Here is a 21,075-nt window from a genome sequence, read left to right on the forward strand (position 1 = left end):
TCAGGCGCCCTCGGCAGGTTCATCGACGGCCGGGGGCTTCCACTCCGCGAGTCTCTTCAGCTGTTCCTTCTCCGGCCGCCCGAATCCGAGCGCGCAGCTCAAGATGTGAAGCGACAGACGGGGTGGAATGGCGTTGCCGATCTGCTGAGCCACATCGGTGGATCGCCAGGGGTATGCCCCCGGGAAGGACTGGAGAAGGCCTGCTTCCTCGAAGCTGAGCCGATCCAGCTCCTTGCCGACGACCTTCTCCCCGGACTTGGTGGCTTTCAGGTGATAGACGCGGTTGCGCCGAATTTTGCCGGTGACCGTTGCCGCCGGTTCCTCGGAAGTGCGGCGGCCGCGGTTCTTGGGGTTGCCGCCCGAACCGTAGTTGGAGACGACCTCGAAGTCGGCAGGTCTGTCGAGAAGGACATCCTGCATCGCTGTCCAACGCTTGATCGGGAGGGTGTCGGCGTTGGTGAACAGGGCCTCTTGTCGGTCATGTTCGGCTCGGTCATGTTCGGCTTCCCGTGTTTCCGGAAGCCGATCGACCCCTGGGCGGTATCGCTGATGAGTCCGCTGGGGGAACTCGACGGTTTGCTTCTTGTCCGTCGGGTCGTACCTGGCGATCAGTACAGCGCGCCGACGGGTTTGCGGGACACCGAATTCCTCGGCGTTCAGGACTTGAGCGTCAGCAGCGTAACCAGCAGCCCTGAGAATGCCGACGTAATGCTTCCACACCGGCAGAACGGTCGGTACCTGCTCCAGGACGATGACGTCATAGGGTCGCTCGCGCTTGAGCTTGGCCTCCATGATCCAGCGCAGCGGTTGGAGTACGAGCCCGGTGCGCTCGTCGGACATGTCGTCGGTCTCGGCCTTGACCTCTTTCCACGCTGCCTCGAAGGCGGCAGCGTCCTCGTGCCCGCCCAAGCGTGTGGCCAGACGCTTCACATCCTCCAGCGCCTCGTGCCCCTCACGATTCCCCGCCACCGAGAAGGTCTGGCACGGCGGGCCACCGGTGAGCACGTTGGCGTCCACGACCTCGGGATCACAGGGGCCCAGCTCGGCGACATCCTTCTCGCTGGTGGTTCGCAGACCGGCTGCCGTACGCGTCGCGCGGGTCGGGTCGTCCCATTCGACCCCGATGCTCTCCACTCCCAGGATCGTGGCGGCGATATCGAGGCCGCCAGGCCCGGCGAACAGATCCACGATGTGGAAATCCGCAGGTAGGAGTGGTCGATGAGGTGCGGGGGTCATGGGATCGAAGTGTAGCCGGCGGTGGACGATGGTCATGCCAGTACGGCTGTGCCGGGAGGAATGGATGCGGCCGTGGCTCAGGCCTGCAGAGCTTCGGCGACGGCCAGACCCAAGGCCCTGCCGACGGGCGGCGGCGAGGCATGGCCGATCTGACGGTAGCGGGCTGTCTTCTTCCCCGCGAAGCGCCAGTCGGCGGGAAAGGACTGGAGGATGGCGGCCTGTTCCACCGTGATCTTCTTCAGCGGGGAACCAGAGGTGTCCGACTCCTGGACACCATCCGGTCCGGGCACTTCGTCGGCGAGTGCGCCTCCATTGATCCCCATACGGGCCCACGCCTTCTTGGTCCCGGTCAGTCCGAGATCGGCGCCGCCACGATTCTCCGAGCCGCCCACCAACGTCGGCGCGACCTGGTCCGCCTGATGAGCCCATGCTTCGGCCTCCGCCCAACCTCGTGCCGACATCGACGCGAGAAGTGCCTGACCTGCCGATACATGATCGGCCACAGTGGGAACCGGCTGCCGGAAGCTGTCGAAGAACTCCTGCTTCAACGCGATGAGCACGCCTTGCTTTCGGTCCTGCGGGACACCGAAATCCGCAGCATTGAGGATGAACCAGTGAAATCCGTAGCCGAGGTGCTTGAGCTCCCCTTGAATAAAGGCCCGCACCTCGTCGAACGCCTCGTCGTCGACGAGGCCCGGTACGTTCTCGATCAGCAGAGCGCGAGGTTGTACAGCGTGGGCCAGGTAGACCGCAGCCTTGAGGAGACGCAGTTCGAGACCGGTTTCCACGCGCTTCGCAGTCGCTGAGGACTTCACCCGGGGAAGGCCGGCGGACAGGAGGTCCACGTCATAGGTCTCCTGGAAATCGACAGGGTCGAAGTCCACGAGATCCGATCGCAGTACGTTCCACGTCTGCCTGTTCATCCGGAGGGTTTCGCAGGCCACCGGCTTGTCGTCCAGGAGCAGTACCGGTTCGAAGCCTGCCTGTGACAGGCCCAGGGCCAGCCCTCCGCCGCCGGAACAGACATCCACGAACCTCATGCCGCTCACTACTTGCCCCCGTCGCTCCGTTGTTGTCTTCCCCGGCGCTGCCGCTCGACGGTCGCTGCCACCCGTCTCGCCACCCTGTCGGGCGCCTCATGTTCCCAGAACCGTAGGACGATCCACCCAGATTCGGCCAGATGTTCGCTTGTTTCCAGATCGCGCGCGATGTTGCGGTCGAGCTTCGTCCGCCACCACTCCGCATTCGCCTTGGGTTGCGTCGCGTGCTCCGGGCAGCCGTGCCAGAAGCAGCCGTCGAGGAAGACGGCCACCTTGGCGCGGGGGAAAGCGATGTCGATGGTCCGGCGGGGCATGTCCGGCACGCGCACGTTGAGGCTGTAGCGATGTCCGGCAGCATGGAGGAGGCGTCGCACGGCCAGCTCGGGCGCGGTGTCCCGCCTGGCCTGGCGGCTCATTCTGGCGGAGATGGCCGGCGAGGACGGCTTCGCCTTGCTCACGTCTCTCTCGTCTCTCGCATCCGGGCGTCCTGGCGCTCAGCGATCTGGCAGTCTGCCTTGTCCGTATCCCGAGCGGGGTAGGGAAGAACCCTGAGGGCTCGTTCAGTTCTCCTCGCCGTGGCACCTGCTGTAGGCGGCCCCCGACCCACACCAACAACCCGCCCCCGCCTCCGGCGGCCACCCCACGGCCCGCCCCCGCGCGGCCAGCGTTGTCGCGTACTGCGGGAGCAAGGAGACCTCCGTCGGCTGTGCGCCCTCCGACGCCGCGAAAGCCTCGTACGACGGGACCGTTCCCGTCACGATGCCGAGGTTCGGGGTGCCGGAGGCCGAGAGTTCCCTCAGTGATGCCTCTATCGTCGACAAGTGCGCCTCGTGGGACGGGTATTCGGATTCCAGGGACGGGTACGCCGTCAGGAGTTCTTCCAGTTCCGTCGACGGCCAGTGCAGTACCGCCACCGGGAAGGGGCGGGACAGTGCCTCCCTGTATGAGCCCAACTCCGCCTGGATACGGGAGATTTCCGCGCGGAGTTCCGCGGGGTTGTCCGAGCCGAGGGACCAGATTCGCTTCGGGTCGTGCAGTTCGTCCAGGGGGACGGGGGACGTCGAGACCTCGTCCGCCATCGCGTCCCACGCGTCGTGCTCCGCGCCCAGCAGGCGGCGCACCCTGTGGCGGCCGAACAGGAGTGGGCGTTGCTCGTATGACGGGGCGCCGCCCGAGCCGCCGGGCGGGAGCAGGAGGTCCAGGGCCTGGGTGAAGGTTTCCTGCGCTTGGGTCAGTTCGTCGTGCGATTCCAGTGACTCGGCCACGATCACCCACGGGGCCGGGTCGCGCGGCGCGGCCGCCCGTACGCCGTCGATGATCGCCCTTGCCTCCGCCTCGTGGCCGTACTCCCAGAGGTTCGAGGCCTTGAGGGCTCGGATGAGGGTCGGGGCCGATGCCGGGTGCGGGGCGTCGGGAGTCAGTAGGCGGTCGTAGAGCGTGGTCGCGCGGTCGCGTTCGCCCGCCAGTTCCAGGTGGGCCGCGGCCTGGAGCAGCAGGTGCTCGGTGTCCTCGGGGTACAAGCCGGCGGTCCGCTCCAGGCGCTCGGCTTCGGCGATGTGGTCGGCAGGCGTGTCGGGGCGCATACGGGACACCGTACTGCCGAGTGGGGGCGTTGCAGCAGGGTTGCCGTGCAGATCAGGGCAGATCAGCGTGGCCCCACTTTCGTGCTGTCGTCGCGCTGTCGTTGCGCTGTCGTCGTGCGGGCGCCATGGCTTGTTGGCGGGCTTGGGCTTAGCCTGCCGCCCTCTTGGGACGGGAGGTGCCGGCGTGCGGGATCGGGTGGAGAGGGTGGGGAGGGTTCCTGTTGTTGTGCAGGGGCGGCGTGAGCGGCGGGGGCGCGGCGCTCGGCTTCTGTGGGGCGGCGCCGAAGCTGCCGTCACCTGCGGGCTTGTCCTTCTGCTTCTCGTCGCCCATCAGCTCTGGTGGACCAACCGGCAGGCCCGCGAAGGCGCCGAGCGCAAGGTCCAGGCCCTTGAGCGGGAGTGGGGGAGCCCGTCCTCCACCTCGTCCGACACCGACGAGCCCGCCCCCGGCCCGAGCCCCGTCCCCGCCCCCGAGTCCCGACCCGACCCGGGTGACTCAGACGACGGTGGCGCCGGTGAAGCCTCCGGGCAGGCCCAGCGGCAGCGCCCCGCCCCCACGCCCGACTGGGACCAGGCCTACGCCGTCCTCCGCATCCCGCGCATCGGGATACGGGTGCCCGTCGCCGAAGGCATCAGCAAGAGCGCCGTACTGAACAAGGGGTACGTCGGGCACTACCCGCGCACCGCCCAGCCCGGGGAAGGTGGGAACTTCGCGCTCGCCGGGCACCGCAACACCCACGGTGAGCCCTTCCGCCGCATCAATCGCCTGGGCGACGGGGACGAGCTGGTCGTCGAGACCAAGAGTGCCGTCTATACGTACGTCGTCGACAAGACCCTGGCCCAGACCTCCGCCCGCGACAGCGGCGTCATCCGCGCCGTCCCCCGCAGCCTCGTGAAGGCCGGGCACGGCTACAGCTCTCCCGGGTACTACATCACCCTCACCACCTGCACCCCCGAGTACACCTCCAAGTACCGGCTCATCGTGTGGGGCAAGCTGCGGTCCATGCGGCCCCGGTAGGCGGCCCCGGTAGGGCGACCTCTACGACTGTCGAGGCCGATCCTGTATAACGGCAGTACGCGATATAGCGGCAGTACGCGATACGTCGTATCCATGACTCAGCGAGTGGTGAAGGGGGGCCGGGAAATGCAGGACATGATCCGCAGCTGGAAAGCCGCCCTCCGTCCCACCGGCCTTCTCCTCTTCCTCCTCGTCGAGGTCGTCCTGCTCGACGCGAGCAGCCTCACCGCGGCCGTCGCGCTCGCCGCGACCGCCGCCGCGAGCTCCGCGCTCGCCGTCTGCTCCCTGATCGCCGCGCGCTGCGCCCCCGCCGTGCCCCGCACCCGGGTGCGTACGGCCATGCGCGACCGCGAGAAGCGCACGGCATTCCTGCCACAGCGCGATCCCGACGCCGCCGGGCGCAGGCGACCCCGAGCACCGGGCCGTCCCGTCATGACGGCCGCGTAGGGGACAGCTCCACCAGCTTCACCAGCTCCCTCCCTCCAGCGACACCTTGGCACCCTCCGCGGGCCGTCACGCCGAAAAGAGCACCAGCCCCTTTTCCTCGGCACGACGAGACCCCGGAGGGTTTCCCCATGTTCGGCTTCCTGTCCGACTTCATGTCCCTGTTCGCCGATCTGGTCGGTTCTCTCGCCGACCTGCTCGAACCCGTTTTCCAGGGTTCCGCGATGGCCGCCGCCATCGTCCTGTTCACCGCGTGCGTACGACTCCTCGTCCACCCCTTGTCGCGGGCCTCGGCCCGTGGCCAGAAGGCGCGCGCCAAGCTGTCGCCGCAGATCGCCGAGTTGCGCAAGAAGCACTCCAAGAACCCCGAGAAGCTGCAGAAGGCCGTGCTTGAGCTGCACCGCGCGGAGAAGGTCTCCCCGCTCTCCGGGTGCCTGCCCAGCCTCTTCCAGCTCCCGGCGTTCTTCCTGCTCTACCACCTCTTCTCGAACTCAAGGATCGGCGGGGAAGCCAACGCGCTGCTCGGCCACAAGCTGTTCGAGGCGCCCCTCGGCGGGCGGTGGGCCGACGCGCTCGCCGACGGCGGGGTCTTCGGGGCGCAGGGGCTCGTCTACCTCGGCCTCTTCGCGATCGTGGCCGCCGTCGCGACCTTCAATTTCGGGCGTACGAAGAAGCAGATGGCCATGGCGGCGCCCGTGACCGGTGGCAGCGACGCCCAGCAGGTGCCCGGCATGGGTGCGATCACCAAGGTCATGCCGTTCATGTCGTTCATGACGCTGTTCACCGTCGCCTTCGTGCCGCTGGCCGCCGCGCTCTACGTCGTCACCAGCACGACCTGGAGCGCGGTCGAGCGTGCCGTGCTCTACCGCGACATGCCGTACGGGGCCGCCGGGGCGAGCGCACTGGCTACCGCTGGGTAACGGTCCGGTCCGTGAACAGGGTCTTGCGGGATGGACCGTGAGATTGGAGGATCGGCCAAACCTCCGATGGCCGCAACCCATCGGCCTGGGCCACGCGAGCGGTCGGGACGGACCGGGCGCGCTCGACCAAGGGAGATTGACGATGAAGCTGCTGCGAGTCGGTACGGCGGGGGCCGAGCGCCCGGCGCTGCTCGATGCCGAAGGCACGTTGCGGGACCTGTCAGGGACCGTCACCGACATCGACGGCGCGCTGCTCGCCGACACGGACGCCCTCGACCGGATCCGGTCCGCCGCAGGGTCGGGTGAGCTGCCCGCGCTCGACGCGGCGGGGCTGCGGGTCGGGCCGCCGGTGGGCCGGATCGGCAAGGTCGTGTGCATCGGGCTCAACTACCACGACCACGCGAAGGAGACCGGGGCCACGCCGCCCGCCGAGCCCGTCATCTTCTTCAAGGCGGCGGACACGGTGGTCGGTCCCGACGACACCGTGCTCGTGCCGCGCAAGTCGGTCAAGACCGACTGGGAGGTCGAGCTCGCGATCGTCATCGGACGCACCGCGCGCTACCTGGAGTCCGACGAGGAGGCGCTCGCGCACATCGCCGGGTACGCGGTGTCGCACGACGTCTCGGAGCGCGAGTTCCAGATCGAGCGCGGCGGCACCTGGGACAAGGGCAAGAACTGCGAGACGTTCAACCCGCTCGGCCCGTGGCTGGTGACGACGGACGAGGTGCCTGACCCGCAGGCGCTGTCCCTGAAGCTCTGGGTCAACGGCGAGCTGAAGCAGGACGGGACCACGGCCCAGCAGATCTTCCCGGTGGCCGAAGTGGTGCGCTACGTAAGCCAGTTCATGACGCTGTACCCCGGTGACGTCATCAACACCGGTACGCCGGCGGGCGTGGCCATGGGGCACCCCGAGCCGAAGCCGTACCTGCGGGCCGGTGATGTGGTGGAGCTGGAGATCGAGGGGCTCGGCAGGCAGCGCCAGGAGTTGAAGGACGCGTAGCCCTCCGAGGCGGGGGCGCGGCGGATTCGTGGCGCCCCGGAGCGGCGTCGATGGAGGACCACTCCACCGACGCCGTCCGCGGGTGTGTCGTGGCTGGGCGCGCAGTTCCCCGCGCCCCTGGCGGGGCGCCCCCGCGGCTTACGTGAAGCGCTCCAGCGCCTCGACCACCAGCGCATGGTCCGCCGCCTGGGGGAGGCCCGAGACCACCACCGTGCCGATCACGCCCGCGCCGCGCACCGCGATCGGGAACGCGCCGCCGTGCGCCGCGTACACGTCCGGGTCCAGGCGCGAGGACTCCTCGAACGTCGTTCCCTTGGCGCGGAAGCGCGTGCCGACCAGGAACGACGAGCAGCCGTAGCGTTCCACGACGCGGCGCTTGCGGGCGATCCAGGCGTCGTTGTCCGGGGTCGATCCCGGCAGGGCCGCGTGGAAGAGCTGCTGGCTGCCGCGGGTGATGTCGATGGCCACCGGGGCCTGGCGCTCGCGGGCCAGGTCGACCAGGAGGGTGCCGAGTGCCCAGGCGTCCTCGTACGTGAAGTGGGGGAGTACCAGGCGCAGTTCCTGGCTCTCCAGCTCCTCCACCGTCGGTGCGGTGGGCGTCGTCATACGACCACCGTCACACCGTCGCGGGCCGAGCGGCGTGCCGCCTCCAGGACGTCGAGGGCCGATGCGGCCTCGTACGCGGAGACGGGGTTCTCGCCGGTGCCGCGCAGGGCGTCGGCGATCGCCGCGTAATACGCGGGGTAGGCGCCCGGCAGCGTCCGGACCGGGGTGCCGCCGCCGGTCAGCGGGGACTCGCCGGAGCCGACGTGGCCCCACATGCACTCCAGCTCCTCGCCCCAACTTCCCTCGTCCGTAGGGCGCTTGCCGTCGCGCAGGGCTGCTTCCTGCGGGTCGAGGCCGTACTTCACGTAGCCCGCCGTCGAGCCGAGCGCGCGGAAGCGCGGGCCGAGCTGGGCGGTGGTGGCGCTGACGTACAGGTGCGAGCGGACGCCGCCCCGGTGCGTGATCGCGATGAAGGTGTCGTCGTCGGCCTCGGCGCCGGGGCGGCGGACGTCGGACTCGGCGTACACGGACTGCGCGGGGCCGAAGAGCACGAGGGCCTGGTCGACGACGTGGGACCCGAGGTCGTAGAGGAGACCTCCGATCTCTTCGGGGTTCCCGGACTCGCGCCAGCCGCCCTTGGGCTGTGGACGCCACCGCTCGAAGCGGGACTCGAAGCGCCATACGTCGCCGAGTTCGCCGTCGGCGACGAGCTTCTGGAGTGTGAGGAAGTCGTTGTCCCAGCGGCGGTTCTGGAAGACGGAGAGGAGGAGCCCGCGGTCGTCGGCGAGCGCGGCGAGCTCGCGGGCCTCGGCTGCGGTGCCCGCGATCGGCTTGTCCACGACGACCGGGAGGCCCGCCTTGAGGGCGGCGGTCGCGAGCGAGACGTGCGTCTTGTTCGGGGACGCGATCACCACCAGGTCGAGCTCGTCCGCGCGGGCCCAGAGGTCGTCGGCCGACGCGGCGAAACGCAGCCCGGCGCCGAACTCGGCGCGGGCCTGCGCCTGCCGCTCGGGGTTCGACGTGACGACCGTGTCGAGGACGAGGCCCTCGGTGGCGGCGATCAGCGGGGCGTGGAAGACGGAGCCCGCGAGGCCGTACCCGATGAGGGCCACGCGCAGAGGGGAGCCTGTGGAGCCTGTACCAGTCATGCGTTCCACTTAAGCAACGCTGTTGCCAAAGCGCAAGCGCGAGCGACAATGGGGGTGTGAACAGCACTGATACGGCGAGGGCAGCGGGCGGCGGCAGCGGCAAGGGGAGCAGCAGGCCGGGCGCCGGAGTGAACCTGCCGGCGCTGCGCGGGCACAACGCCGCCCTCGTGCTCGACCTGCTGCGCACGGCGGGCGAGGCCGGCATAAGCCGCCTCGAACTGGCCGAGCGCACCGGGCTCACGCCGCAGGCCGTCAGCAAGATCACCGCGCGGCTGCGTACGGAGGGACTCGCGGCGGAGGCGGGCCGCCGCGCGTCCACGGGAGGCAAGCCGCGCACGCTCCTGCGGCTCGTCCCGGACGCCGGTCACGCGGTCGGCCTCCACCTGGACCGCGACGAACTGACGGCGGTCCTGGCCGACCTGACGGGTCATGTGGTGGCGGAACGCCGGGCGCCGCTGGAGTTCGGGGAGGGCGCGGAGGCGGTGGTCGACGTGGCGGTGGGGGTGGTGCGGGAGCTGGCCGGGGCTGCGGCTACGGCCTCGGGGCTGCTGGGCGTCGGGGTCGCGCTGCCCGGCCCGCTCGATCACTCCGACGGGGTCCTGCACCGCGTGACCGGGTTCCCCGCGTGGGACGGCTTTCCGCTGCGGGACGCGTTCGCCGGGCGGCTCGGGCTGCCGGTCGTGGTGGACAAGGACACGAACGCCGCCGCCCTTGGGCTCGCGCTCGGCGGGGTGGCGGATTCCTTCGCGTATCTGCACCTGGGGACGGGTCTGGGCGCAGGCCTGGTCCTGGGCGGGGGCCTCTACCGCGGGGAGCGCACCGGAGCGGGCGAGTTCGGCCACCAGGTGATCCAACTGGACGGCCCGGAGTGCGGGTGCGGAGACCGCGGCTGCATCGAGGCGCTGTGCCTGGCGGCGGTCGCGCGGGGGGATCTGGAGGAGGCGGCGCGGGTCCTGGGCGCGGGGGCGGGCAACCTGGTCAGCCTGCTCGACATCGATCTGGTACTCCTGGGAGGGCGGGCGGTCCTCGCGGACGAGGAGCGCTTCGTACGAGGAGTGGGAGCCGTCGTCACCGCACGCGCCCGGCGGGGCGGCGGGAACACGGAGGTCCCGGTCGCCGTCGCGTCCGGCGGCGAACGGGGCGTCGCGGAGGGCGCCGCACAACTGGTGCTGGCACCGCTGTTCGGGCGGGCGGACGTGGCGTTTCCGGTGGCTGGGCGGGGTTAGGGGCCGACTGGTTGGCGGGCGCGGCTCCCGACCGGCGGGGGCGCGGGGTGTTCGCGACCGGGGCGGAGTTGGCGGCGCGCCAGGCCTGGCGGATCCGGGGGTGTCTCGGGCTGGGCGGAACCAGCCGTCGCCTGGGAACAGGAACCAGCGGCGGCCTTCGCCTCCGGCCCTCCGGGTTAAGCGGCAGCCTTCGCCCTTGGCCCTCCGGGTTAAGCGGCAGCCTTCGCCTCCGGCCCCCGGGGCAGGCGGCAGCTCTCGCCTCCGGCGCTCCGGGTTAATCGGCAGCTCTCGCCTCCGGCCCTCCGGGTTAATCGGCAGCTCTCGCCTCCGGCCCTCCGGGTCAAGCACCAGCCCTCGCCCCTGGCCCTCCGGGTTAAGCGGCGGCCTTCGCCCCCGGCCCCCGGGGCAAGCGGCAGCCCTCGCCTCCGGCCCTCCGGGGCAAGCGGCAGCCCCCCCGGGTCAAGCACCGGCCCCCGCCAACCGCAATTAACGGAAAGTCGGCTGATAGGGGGGACTTGCGCGGTCCAGTCGGGTGTACGGGGTTGTGGCGGGGGTGGTGAAGGCAGGGGTGCGTGGCATGGTCGCGGCCCGTGCCCACTGTCTTACGGCCCCCGCTCAAGCTCCCGCCCCTCCGCGCTCAGCAAAGGCCCGCCATGCGACTTCGCCGCTCTCTCGTCTTCGGCGTCACCGCCGCCGCCCTCGCGACCGGAGTGGTTCCGGCGGCCGCCGCGGGAGGGGTGCCCGTGAGCGGCGCGGCAGCAATCGTGCAGCGGCCGCACTCGGCCCAGCCCCCCACCTGCTCCGCCCCCAACGGCGGCGGCTTCCCCATCGGGACGCGGATCAAGGGCGGGCCCCCCACCTACGAGGCCGGGGGCGGCTACCGGAGCTGGTCCGTCGAGTTGGCCAACACCACCCGTGGCACCTGCGGCAACATCCACCCGGTCGTCGTCCTCGTCGACAAGGAGCGCGAGCTGCGGCCCCGGCAGATCCAGCTGGAGTTCCGCGCCGGCTCGCGCTGGCGCCCCGTGGAGTTCGAGCGGACCGACCGGGACGAGAACGTCGGCGTCTTCGACGACGGATTCCCCGGGTTCACGGTCAAGGCGGGGCGGACCCGCGCCGTCAAGGTGCGCCTCTCCTTCACCTCCGAGGCCCGCTCCGAGCACGCCGTCATCTCCGCCGCCGTCGTCCAGCGCCGCGACGACGACGGCGACTGGGTGGGCGAGTCGGACGACTATCCGTTCGGCATTGATAGAGGTGGCGATGGTGGTGGCGGTGGCGGTGGCGGTGGCGATACCGGCGCGGACAGCGGCACCGACATTGAGTCCGACGGAACCGGTGACAGCGGGCGGGACGGCGGCAGCGACGGCGGGCGTGAGCGTCACGATGCCGGAGGGTCTTCGTACAGCGACGAAGCCGATGAACTCGCCGCCACCGGCCCCCGCGCCCTGCTCGGCGTCAGTGCCGTCGCCGCTGCGTTGTTCGCCGGGGGGTGGGCTCTCGTCGTAGGGACCAGGAGACTGCGGGCCTCGCGGCGGCGTTGAGCCGGGCGCGCGCCCCTCGGCCACCGGCCCGCCCGCACGGCACGCTCCGTTCACCTATCTGTTCACGTACGTCTGCGAACATCCCTGCGTGGACAACCCGAACTCCCCGCACCCTCCCGCGCACCTGCTCGACCAGGCCCCCGGCGCCCCCATCCGCTCCGGCATCCCCGAGCACGGCCGCATCCCGAAGTACTACGCGGTGAAGGCCAGGATCGCCGACCTGATAGAGGAGTTGGGGGACGGGCAGACGCTGCCGACCGAGCGGGATCTCGCCGTGCGGTACGAGGTCGCGCGGGAGACCGTGCGCCAGGCGCTGCGTGAGCTGCTGCTCGAAGGGCGGCTGCGCAGGCAGGGGCGCGGCACCGTCGTCGCGGGCCCCAAGCTGGAGCAGCCGCTGTCCCTCGCGAGCTACACGGAGGGCGTACGGCGGCAAGGGCGTACCCCCGGGCGACATCTCATCTCCCTCGACCGGTTCCCCGCCCCCGAGGCCCTCGCCGCCGAGATCGGGGTCAAGCAAGGGGAGCCCGTCTGGCACATGGAGCGTGTGCTGCTCGCCGACGACGAGCGGGTGGGTCTTGAGAGTACGTACGTCTCCGTGGCCCGAGTGCCCGCGCTCGACCGGGAGTTCGAGCCCGACTCCTCCTTCTACGCCTACCTCCGCGACCGGCTCGGCATCTCCTTCGGCGACGCCGACGAACGCATCGAGACCGTCCTCGCCACCCCTCGCGAGGCCCTCCTGATCGGCACCCCTCCCGCGCTGCCCATGCTCCTGATCCACCGCGTCTCACGGGACACCTCCGGCCACCCGCTGGAGCGCGTCCGCACCCTCTACCGCGGCGACCGGTTCTCCTTCACCACCCACCTGGGCAACGGCGGAACCTGAACTCCCCTCCCTCGTGCGGCAATCGGGGCAGAAGGACCCAGGATGATAACGAGAACGTAACGGGTCTAGGCCAACCTTGGGTGGCAGTTCACCGTCCCGTTGCCGACAGGACGACAGCGGGTCACTCGTCCCCAGGAGCGTTGCCGTCGTGAGAGTCATCGTCGTAGGAGCCGGCGTGGTGGGAACCATGCACGCCTGGCACGCAGTGGAACGCGGCCACGAGGTCGTACAGATCGAGCGCGAGACCGAGGCCCGCGGGGCCTCGCTGCGCAACTTCGGGCAGATATGGGTGAGCGGCCGCGCCGGGGGCGAGGAGCTGGACACCGCCCTGCGGGCCCGCGAGCTGTGGGAGGAGATAGGCGCGAGGGTGCAGGGCATCGGCTTCCGGGCCAACGGCTCCCTCACCCTCGTGCGCAACGAACGCGAGCGCGCGGTCGCCGAGGCCGCCCTGACCCGCCCCGACGCGGCGGCCCGCGGCTACAAGCTGCTCGACGCCGACGAGGCCCGCGCCCTCAACCCGGCCCTGCGGGGTGACTTCATCGCGGGGCTGTGGTGCGAGCGCGACGCGGCGGTGGAGCCGCGCGTCGCTCAACTGCGGCTGCGGGAAGCCTTGTTGGCCTCGCCCCGCTACACCTTCCTGCCCGGCCGTGAGGTCCGCGAAGTCGTCGGCGAGAACGCGGTGCGGGACGACCACGGTGACGTACACACCGGTGACGTCGTCGTGCTCGCCACCGGCGCCTGGCTCGGCGGGCTCGTGCGGGAACTGGCCGGGCCCGACCTGCCGGTGCGGCGCGTGCGGCTGCAGATGATGCAGACGGAGCCCCTCGGTGAGGCGCTCACCACCTCCGTCGCCGACGCGGACAGCTTCCGCTACTACCCGGCCTACAAGTCGGACGCCCTCGACGCGCTCAACGCCGGACAGGCGCAGACACCGACCGCCGCCGCGCACAAGATGCAGCTCCTGATGGTGCAGCGCAAGGACGGCGGCCTGACCATCGGCGACACCCACGAGTACGAGCACCCCTTCGCCTTCGACACCCTCGAAGACCCCTACGACCACCTCACCGAGGTCGTCGAGGGCTTCCTCGGCCGCCCGCTGCCGAAGATCAAACGGCGCTGGGCCGGGGTGTACGCGCAGTGCGTCGACACGACCCGCGTCGTGCACCGGCAGCAGGTGCGCGAGGGCGTGTGGCTGGTCACCGGGCCCGGCGGGCGCGGCATGACGTGCTCGCCCGCGATCGCGGAGAAGACCGCCGACGAGTTGGGATGGTGAGGGAGTTGACCGCGAAGTTGGCAGCAGAGCCGACCGCACACAGCAGCATCGGCCTCGTGGTTCTGGACATGGCCGGGACCACCGTCGCCGACGGGGGCCTCGTCGAGCAGGCCTTCGCCGCCGCCGCGCGGGAGCTTGGAGTCGAGCCGGGCTCGGCCGACCACGCCGAGAAGCTGGACTACGTACGCGCCACCATGGGCGAGTCCAAGATCTCCGTCTTCCGGCATCTCTTCGGCGACGAGGTCCTTGCCCAGCGGGGCAACGTGGCCTTCGAGAAGGCGTACGGGGAGCTGGTCGACGGGGGTCTGATCGCCCCGATCCCCGGCGCGCGCGAAGCCGTCGAGGAGCTCAAGTCGGCCGGTCTGACCGTGGTGTTGACCACCGGGTTCGCCCGGGTCACGCAGGACGCGATCCTGGACGCGCTGGGCTGGCGGGACCTGGCCGAACTGACCCTGTGCCCCGCCGACGCGGGCGGTCGCGGGCGGCCCTACCCGGACATGGTCCTGAGCGCCTTCCTGCGGACGGGCGCGGTGGACGGCGTCCAGCAGGTCGCCGTCGTGGGCGACACGGCGTACGACATGAAGAGCGGGGTGCGGGCCGGGGCCGGTGTGGTCGCCGGGGTGCTCACCGGGGCGCATGACGCCGAGGCGTTGCGGGGTGCGGGGGCCACGGATGTTCTCGGGTCGGTCGCCGAACTGCCGGCTCTCCTCAGGGGTGTTGACCGATGACTGATGGCGTCCCCACGCGCGTGCGCAGCGGCATTCGCTTCGAGAGCGTCTCGGTCGCCTACGGCAAGCACACCGTCCTGGACTCGCTCGACCTGACCGTCGAGCCCGGCGAGGTCATGGCCCTGCTCGGCCCCTCGGGCTCGGGCAAGACGACCGCGCTGCGGGCCGTCGCCGGGTTCGTGCGGCCGGCGTCGGGGCGGGTGTACATCGGGGAGCGCGATGTCACCGGCCTTCCTCCGCATCAGCGGGGGATCGGGATGGTCGTCCAGCAGTACGCGCTCTTCCCGCACATGCGGGTCGAGGACAACGTCGCCTTCGGCATGAAGGCGCAGAAGGTGGCCAAGTCCGAGATTCCGGGGCGGGTCGCCGAGGCGCTGGACATGACGGGCATGGCCTCGTACGCCAAGCGGTTTCCCCGGGAGCTTTCCGGGGGGCAGCAGCAGCGGGTCGCCATCGCGCGGGCGTTGGCCATTCGGCCGGGGGTGCTGTTGCTGGACGAGCCGCTTTCCGCGCTCGACGCGCAGTTGCGGTCGGGGATGCTGGGTGAACTGGCCCGGTTGCACCGGGAGTTGCCCGACGTCTCCATTCTGTACGTCACCCATGACCAGGTGGAGGCCTTGACCCTGGCGGATCGGATCGCCGTCATGGACAAGGCGCGGCTGCGGGACTGCGGGACTCCGCAGGAGCTTTATCGGGCTCCGCGGACCGAGTTCACGGCTTCTTTTGTGGGGAACGCGAATTTGCTGCCGGTTACCGTCGGCTCGGGGGACGTCGCCTTCGGCGGGACCGAGCTGAAGGTCGACACGGGGGAGGTGGCGCGGGGCGCTACCGCCACGCTGTGTGTGCGGCCGCATCTGGTCGGGCTTGGGGATGGGCCCAACGCTCTGACGGGCAGCGTTGCCGAGGTGCAGTGGCGGGGGGCCACCCATCGGTTGTACGTGGATGTGGGCGGGCAGCGGGTCAAGGCGGACCTGCGGGAGCTTCGGACTCCGCCGGGTATCGGTGACTCCGTCACGCTGCACTTTGCGCCGGAAGACGCGGTGCTGCTGTCTGGTGGGGTGACCGATGGCTAGCTCTGGTGAGCGCCTGGTGAAAAGTGGCCCTGCATCGGGGGCTGTGCCCACCCGTTCCGCCGTGCGGAACGCCTGCCCACAGCCAGGACGGCCAGAAGGTACGCGGCGACAGATACCCCGCTTCGTCTGGGCGCTTCCCCCCATCGCCCTCCTCTCCCTCTTCTTTCTCTACCCCCTGGCCCTCGTCGTCCAGCAGTCCGTTCAGCCCGACACCGGTGGGACCTCCCTTCAGCCCTACTCCGACGTCTTCGGGTCCGAGGCGTTTCGGGAGGCGCTCGGGACCACCGTGTGGCTGGCCGTCGGGTCCACCTTCGGGTGTCTCGTGCTCGGGTTCGCGCTCGCGCTGATCATCGCCTTTGTGCCGTTCCCGGGAGGGAAAGCCGTCGCCCGGTTCATCGACGTCTTTCTCTCCTTTCCTTCCTTCCTCATCACCCTCGCCCTGCTGTTCATCTACGGCACCAAGGGCATGGCCAACGGAATGTGGACGGACGCGACGGGCGCCGCCGAGGGGCCGTTCCAGTTCCTGACCACTCCGTGGGGCGTTCTCCTCGCCGAGATCACGTACTTCACGCCCTTCGTGATGCGCCCCCTGCTCGCCGCGTTCTCGCAGATCGACACCGCGCAGCTGGAGGTCGCGTCGAGTCTCGGCGCCAAGCCGGGGCGCATCATCCGGCGGGTCATCCTGCCCGAGGCGCTGCCCGCCCTCGCGGCGGGCGGCAGCCTCGTACTCGTCATGTGTCTGAACGAATTCGGGATCGTTCTCTTCACCGGAGCGAAGGGGGTCACGACCCTTCCCATGCTCGTGTACAGCAAGGCCATTCTCGAGTCGGACTATCCGGCGGCCTGTGTCGTCGCCGTCGTCAACATCGCGATCTCCGTGGGTCTTTACAGCCTCTACCGGGTGGTGAGCCGTCGTGTTGGTGCATAGCCGCAAGGGGAAGTGGGCCACCTGGGTTCTCTTCTTCGTCTTCTTTCTGCCTCTTTTCGCGCTGCCTCTCCTCGTGATTCTGGCCGCCTCGTTCTCCTCGCACTGGTCCGGCGCCTTTCCCTCCGGATTCACCGCGGGGCACTACGAGTCCGCCACCCGCGGGGACTCGCTCAAGGCGCTCACCACCAGCCTGGTCACCGCCGTCAGCGCCAGCCTGCTCGCGCTTGCCGTCGGGTCCTGGGCCGCGCTCGCCGCGGCCTCGCTGAAGAAGGGGGGCAAGCGTGTCCTCGACACCCTCTTCATGCTGCCCGTCGCCGTGCCCTCCGTGGTCGTCGGGCTCGCGATCCTCGTGGCGTTCAGCAAGCCGCCGATGATCCTCAACGGCACCCGCTGGATCGTGATCCTCGCGCACACCATTCTTGTCACGGCGTTCGCCTACCAGTCGGTTTCGGCTGCCATCGTCCGACTCGACCCGGCGTACGAACAGGCCGCCGCATCGCTCGGTGCCCGGCCCTCGTACGTCCTGTGGAGGGTGAAGCTCCCGCTTCTGCTGCCGTCGCTCACCGCGGCAGCGGGCCTCTGCTTCGCGCTCTCCATGGGCGAGTTGAGCGCCACGATGATGCTCTACCCGCCGGACTGGATGCCGCTTCCCGTGCAGATCTACGCGGCCACCGACCGCGGCTCCCTGTTCACCGGTGCCGCCGTCGCGGTGGTCCTGATGGCGGCGACGCTGCTGGTCCTCTTCGGCGTCTCCCGCATCCGCACGCGCGCCTCCTACCGCTGAGCCCGAACCTCCCCGAAGGAGCACGAAACGTCATGTCCCGTCACACCCGTACCCGTACCCGTACCCGCACGCTCGCCGCCGTCTCCGGCAGCCTCGTCCTCGCCGGATCCCTCACCGCCTGCGGCGGCGACTCCTCCGCGTCCGACGCGAAGGAGGTCACCGTCTACAGCGCCGACGGCCTCAAGGGCGAGAACGGCGACGGCTGGTACGACCAGGTCTTCAAGGACTTCGAGAAGAAGACCGGCATCAAGGTGAACTACGTCGAGGGCGGTTCCGGCGAGATGGTGCAGCGCGCCGTCCGCGAGAAGTCCAACACACAGGCCGACGTCATCATCACCCTGCCGCCGTTCATCCAGCAGGCCGACGAGAAGGGCCTGCTTCAGGCCTACAAGCCCGAGGGTTCCGACCAGGTCGACGGCGCCGACAAGGCCACCGACGGCAAGTGGACCTCCGTCGTGAACAACTACTTCGGCTTCATCTACAACAAGAAGGAGCTGGCGGGGGGCAAGGCGCCCAAGACCTGGGAGGACCTCACCGACTCCTCGTACAAGGACAAGGTCCAGTACTCCACGCCAGGCGTCGCGGGCGACGGCACCGCCGTGCTCATCAAGGCCATGCACGACTTCGGCGGCAAGAAGCCCGCCATGGACTATCTGAAGAAGCTCCAGACGAACAACGTCGGTCCCTCCGCCTCCACCGGCAAGCTCGCGCCCAAGGTCGACAAGGGCGAACTCCTCGCCGCCAACGGCGACGTGCAGATGAACTACGCCCAGTCCAAGGACATGCCGAACCTCGGCATCTGGTTCCCGGCGAAGGAGGGCAAGAAGCCCACCACCTTCGCGCTGCCCTACGCCGCCGGCCTGGTCAACAAGGCCCCGCACTCCGCCAACGCCAAGAAGTTCCTCGACTACCTGCTCAGCCAGAAGGCCCAGCAGCAGGTCAGCGAGATCGGCGGCGGCTTCGCGGCGCGCAAGGACATCAAGGCCACCGATGCCAACGCCGTCGCGCTCGACAAGATCGTCGACGGGGTCGAGGTCTTCGAGCCGGACTGGTCCGACATCTCCGAGAACCTCCAGACGTACGTCGAGGACTGGAAGTCGGCGACCGGTAGCTGAGAGTTCACCGTCGCACCCTTGGCCCAGGGTGTCCGGTAGCGAAAAGATAACGGGTATGGACCCAATGCCCCTGGTTCTCCAGGGGCGTTGGCGTGCACCAAGGTGCGCCAACCCCCTACGAACCTCGGCCATCCCCCTACGAACCTCGGAGGACCACGTGTCGTCGCACGGCATATCCCGCCGCTCGCTCCTCGTCTCCACCGCAGCCCTCGCGGTGTCCGCAGGGCCTCTCGCCGCCGTCGCCAAGGCCGCGGCCAAGACCCCGAAGGTCCTGGTGATCGGCCTGGACGGCGCGCTGCTCAGCAGAGTCAAGGACGCGGACGCGCCCGCGCTCAAGGGTCTGATGAGCGCCGGCCTGACCGCGCCGAGCAGCATCTACGCCAACCCGCTCGCGCCCACCTCGTCGGGCCCCGGCTGGTCGACGCTCATCACGGGCGTCTGGCCCGACAAGCACAAGGTCGTGAACAACGAGTTCACCGGCCACAACCTCGCCGCGTACCCGGACTTCATGACCCGGATCGAGGCCGCGAAGCCCAGCCTGCGGACGTACGCCGTCTCGTCCTGGGCGCCGATCACCGACATCATCTTCTCCGCGAAGGTTGACACCCGGGTCTCCACGCCCGGCACCGAGTACGACACCGGAACCACCACCCGCGCCGTCGCCGAGGTCAAGAGCGGCAACCCCGACGCCGTCTTCGTCCAGCTCGACAACATCGACCACGCGGGCCACGACAGCGGCGCCGCGAGCCAGGCCTATCTCGACGCGATCCACGGCGCCGACGCCCAGGTCGGGCAGATCGTCGCCGCGGTCAAGTCCCGCCCCACGTACGGCTCCGAGGACTGGCTCATCATGATCACCGCCGACCACGGGCACACCGACCCCGGCGGCCACGGCGGCTCCAGCTGGCCCGAGCGCCAGACGTTCATGATCGCCACCGGCGGCACGGTCACGGCGGGTTCGGTCCGCCACGACGTCCGCATGCCCGACATCGCCGCGAGCGCCCTCGCCCACCTCGGCATCGCGATCGACCCGGCCTGGGGCCTGGACGGCCGCCCGATCCAGCAGCCGAAGCCGGACGCGTTCGACGCCCTGCGCCCGCGGCTGACCGGGCCCGTCGACGAGACCGGCATCGGCTCCGGCGTCATCGGCTTCACGCACACCGCGCCGAGCGGCTGGAGCGTCGACAACGCGAAGATGGGCACGGGCGGCATCACCGAGTGGCGCGGCTGGTCCTTCACCACGGACGAGTTCTGGACCAAGGCCGAGCGCGACCAGCGGCGCGAGCTCAACATCCGCGCCCGCAACGTCTTCGCGGTCGCCGACGGCGACGAGTGGACCGACAAGTCCTTCTCCGGGACGTTCGACTCGACGCTGGTCAGCCCCGCGTACGAGGTGCGGGGCGGCGCGCGGGCCACCCTCACGTACACGACGTACTACCGCCAGGAGGCCCCGCAGAAGGGCGAGGTGCTCGTCTCGTACGACGGCGGGGCCCCGGTCACGGTGAAGACGTACACCGCGGACACCCCCTCCGTCGTCGAGAACATCGCCCTCCAGGTGCCCGCGGGGGTCACGAAAGCCCAGGTCCGCTTCCGGTACACCGGCGGCAACAACTGGTACTGGGTGATCGACGGGGTCACGATCACCGCTTCCTGATTAGGCTGTGGGGCGTCGGCACACAGTCGTCCCGGCGCCCCACAGTGAACTCGCTCAACGCAGACCGCAGGAGTGCACCCCATGGCAGAGCGCAAGCCCATCGAATCGTGGCTCACCGACATGGACGGCGTGCTCATCCACGAGGGCGTTCCGATCCCCGGCGCCGACGCCTTCATCAAGAGGCTCCGGGAGTCCGGGAAGCCCTTCCTGGTCCTGACGAACAACTCGATCTACACCGCGCGCGACCTCCAGGCCCGCCTGAACCGCATGGGTCTCGAAGTTCCCGTGGAGAACATCTGGACCTCGGCGCTCGCCACCGCGAAGTTCCTGGACGACCAGCGGCCCGGCGGCACGGCGTACGTCATCGGCGAGGCGGGGCTCACCACCGCCCTGCACGACATCGGGTACGTCCTGACGGACCACGACCCGGACTACGTGGTCCTCGGCGAGACCCGTACGTACTCCTTCGAGGCCATGACCAAGGCCGTACGGCTGATCAACGGCGGGGCCCGCTTCATCTGCACGAACCCGGACGAGACCGGGCCCTCCACGGAGGGACCCCTGCCCGCGACCGGGGCCGTCGCCGCGCTGATCACCAAGGCCACAGGTCGCAACCCGTACTTCGCGGGCAAGCCGAACCCCTTGATGATGCGCACGGGCCTGAACGCCATCGGGGCGCACTCGGAGACCAGCGCCATGATCGGCGACCGCATGGACACCGATGTCCTCGCCGGTCTTGAGGCCGGGATGGAGACCTTCCTGGTGCTCACCGGTCTGACCTCCCGGAAGGACATCGATCAGCACCCGTTCCGGCCCTCGAACGTCGTGGACTCCATCGCTGATCTCGTCGACCGGGTCTGACGCGCGCACCACCCGTTTGCCGCACACGGGAGGCGTGGCACGGCGACGCGCGTGAACCTCGAAACAGGAGGTTC

General features: G+C 69.9%; 21 protein-coding genes. 15 read left to right on the forward strand and 6 right to left on the reverse strand.

The annotated features are described in order from the left end of the window. From M4V62_RS26500 to M4V62_RS26515, 4 genes are all read right to left on the reverse strand, one after another. Positions 1-1,272 (reverse strand): DNA cytosine methyltransferase, encoded by a 1,272-nt coding sequence (locus M4V62_RS26500; protein ID WP_249589713.1) that lies wholly within the window; start codon positions 1,270-1,272, stop codon positions 1-3. A gap of 41 nt (positions 1,273-1,313) precedes the next feature. Beyond that, positions 1,314-2,276 (reverse strand): DNA cytosine methyltransferase, encoded by a 963-nt coding sequence (locus M4V62_RS26505; RefSeq protein WP_249589714.1) that lies wholly within the window; start codon positions 2,274-2,276, stop codon positions 1,314-1,316. Between the two features lie 8 nt (positions 2,277-2,284). Further along, positions 2,285-2,692, reverse strand: a complete 408-nt coding sequence (locus M4V62_RS26510; RefSeq protein ID WP_249593007.1) for a very short patch repair endonuclease — start codon at positions 2,690-2,692, stop codon at positions 2,285-2,287. Positions 2,693-2,836: 144 nt separating this feature from the next. After that, positions 2,837-3,859 (reverse strand): SEC-C metal-binding domain-containing protein, encoded by a 1,023-nt coding sequence (locus M4V62_RS26515; protein ID WP_249589715.1) that lies wholly within the window; start codon positions 3,857-3,859, stop codon positions 2,837-2,839. 184 nt (positions 3,860-4,043) lie between these two features. On the opposite strand from M4V62_RS26515, the gene M4V62_RS26520 reads away from it, so the two are divergent. From M4V62_RS26520 to M4V62_RS26535, 4 genes are all read left to right on the forward strand, one after another. Then, the gene (locus tag M4V62_RS26520; RefSeq protein WP_249589716.1) at positions 4,044-4,877 is read left to right on the forward strand and encodes a class E sortase; all 834 of its coding nucleotides are present in this window, start codon (positions 4,044-4,046) and stop codon (positions 4,875-4,877) included. Positions 4,878-5,003: 126 nt separating this feature from the next. Continuing rightward, complete coding sequence (locus tag M4V62_RS26525; protein ID WP_249589717.1) at positions 5,004-5,324, forward strand: DUF6412 domain-containing protein; 321 nt, start codon at positions 5,004-5,006, stop codon at positions 5,322-5,324. 140 nt (positions 5,325-5,464) lie between these two features. Then, the gene (locus tag M4V62_RS26530) at positions 5,465-6,241 is read left to right on the forward strand and encodes a YidC/Oxa1 family membrane protein insertase (protein ID WP_249593008.1); all 777 of its coding nucleotides are present in this window, start codon (positions 5,465-5,467) and stop codon (positions 6,239-6,241) included. A gap of 142 nt (positions 6,242-6,383) precedes the next feature. Then, positions 6,384-7,241, forward strand: coding sequence for a fumarylacetoacetate hydrolase family protein (locus M4V62_RS26535; RefSeq protein WP_249589718.1), 858 nt, complete (start codon positions 6,384-6,386; stop codon positions 7,239-7,241). Positions 7,242-7,379: 138 nt separating this feature from the next. Here the strand turns inward: M4V62_RS26535 and M4V62_RS26540 are convergent, their stop codons facing one another. Together M4V62_RS26540 and M4V62_RS26545 are read right to left on the reverse strand one after the other, a co-directional pair. Beyond that, a complete protein-coding gene (locus tag M4V62_RS26540; RefSeq protein WP_249589719.1) occupies positions 7,380-7,847 on the reverse strand; it encodes a heme-degrading domain-containing protein in 468 nt (155 codons plus the stop codon). Next, positions 7,844-8,935 carry a Gfo/Idh/MocA family protein gene (locus M4V62_RS26545; protein WP_249589720.1) on the reverse strand — a complete coding sequence of 364 codons (1,092 nt, stop codon included), beginning with the start codon at positions 8,933-8,935 and terminating at the stop codon, positions 7,844-7,846. The genes M4V62_RS26540 and M4V62_RS26545 overlap by 4 nt, the downstream gene beginning before the upstream one ends. Positions 8,936-8,991: 56 nt before the next feature. Here M4V62_RS26545 and M4V62_RS26550 point away from each other — a divergent pair, with 56 nt between their 5' ends. From M4V62_RS26550 to M4V62_RS26600, 11 genes are all read left to right on the forward strand, one after another. Continuing rightward, on the forward strand, positions 8,992-10,161 hold the full coding sequence (locus M4V62_RS26550; RefSeq protein WP_425574994.1) for an ROK family transcriptional regulator: 1,170 nt from the start codon (positions 8,992-8,994) through the stop codon (positions 10,159-10,161). Positions 10,162-10,814: 653 nt separating this feature from the next. Then, positions 10,815-11,702, forward strand: a complete 888-nt coding sequence (locus M4V62_RS26555; RefSeq protein ID WP_249589721.1) for a cell wall protein — start codon at positions 10,815-10,817, stop codon at positions 11,700-11,702. Between the two features lie 88 nt (positions 11,703-11,790). After that, positions 11,791-12,585 carry a GntR family transcriptional regulator gene (locus M4V62_RS26560; protein WP_249589722.1) on the forward strand — a complete coding sequence of 265 codons (795 nt, stop codon included), beginning with the start codon at positions 11,791-11,793 and terminating at the stop codon, positions 12,583-12,585. A 148-nt stretch (positions 12,586-12,733) separates the two neighbouring features. Then, entirely contained in the window at positions 12,734-13,858 is a 1,125-nt protein-coding gene (locus M4V62_RS26565; RefSeq protein WP_249589723.1) for a TIGR03364 family FAD-dependent oxidoreductase, read from the forward strand. 5 nt (positions 13,859-13,863) lie between these two features. Next, positions 13,864-14,586: a phosphonatase-like hydrolase gene (locus M4V62_RS26570; protein WP_283779112.1), complete on the forward strand. Its 723-nt coding sequence runs from the start codon at positions 13,864-13,866 to the stop codon at positions 14,584-14,586. Continuing rightward, positions 14,583-15,659: an ABC transporter ATP-binding protein gene (locus M4V62_RS26575; RefSeq protein ID WP_249589724.1), complete on the forward strand. Its 1,077-nt coding sequence runs from the start codon at positions 14,583-14,585 to the stop codon at positions 15,657-15,659. The genes M4V62_RS26570 and M4V62_RS26575 overlap by 4 nt, the downstream gene beginning before the upstream one ends. Then, positions 15,652-16,587 (forward strand): 2-aminoethylphosphonate ABC transporter permease subunit, encoded by a 936-nt coding sequence (locus tag M4V62_RS26580; protein WP_249589725.1) that lies wholly within the window; start codon positions 15,652-15,654, stop codon positions 16,585-16,587. Before M4V62_RS26575 ends, M4V62_RS26580 begins: the two co-directional genes overlap by 8 nt. Next, positions 16,574-17,371: an ABC transporter permease gene (locus tag M4V62_RS26585; protein ID WP_249589726.1), complete on the forward strand. Its 798-nt coding sequence runs from the start codon at positions 16,574-16,576 to the stop codon at positions 17,369-17,371. Before M4V62_RS26580 ends, M4V62_RS26585 begins: the two co-directional genes overlap by 14 nt. A gap of 32 nt (positions 17,372-17,403) precedes the next feature. Then, the gene (locus tag M4V62_RS26590; protein ID WP_249589727.1) at positions 17,404-18,486 is read left to right on the forward strand and encodes a 2-aminoethylphosphonate ABC transporter substrate-binding protein; all 1,083 of its coding nucleotides are present in this window, start codon (positions 17,404-17,406) and stop codon (positions 18,484-18,486) included. Between the two features lie 157 nt (positions 18,487-18,643). Beyond that, positions 18,644-20,140, forward strand: coding sequence for an alkaline phosphatase family protein (locus tag M4V62_RS26595; protein ID WP_249589728.1), 1,497 nt, complete (start codon positions 18,644-18,646; stop codon positions 20,138-20,140). 81 nt (positions 20,141-20,221) lie between these two features. Next, the gene (locus M4V62_RS26600) at positions 20,222-21,001 is read left to right on the forward strand and encodes an HAD-IIA family hydrolase (RefSeq protein WP_249589729.1); all 780 of its coding nucleotides are present in this window, start codon (positions 20,222-20,224) and stop codon (positions 20,999-21,001) included. Positions 21,002-21,075 lie beyond the last annotated feature (74 nt).

It is taken from the genome of Streptomyces durmitorensis (genome assembly GCF_023498005.1).
In the GTDB taxonomy this organism is placed as follows: domain Bacteria; phylum Actinomycetota; class Actinomycetes; order Streptomycetales; family Streptomycetaceae; genus Streptomyces; species Streptomyces durmitorensis.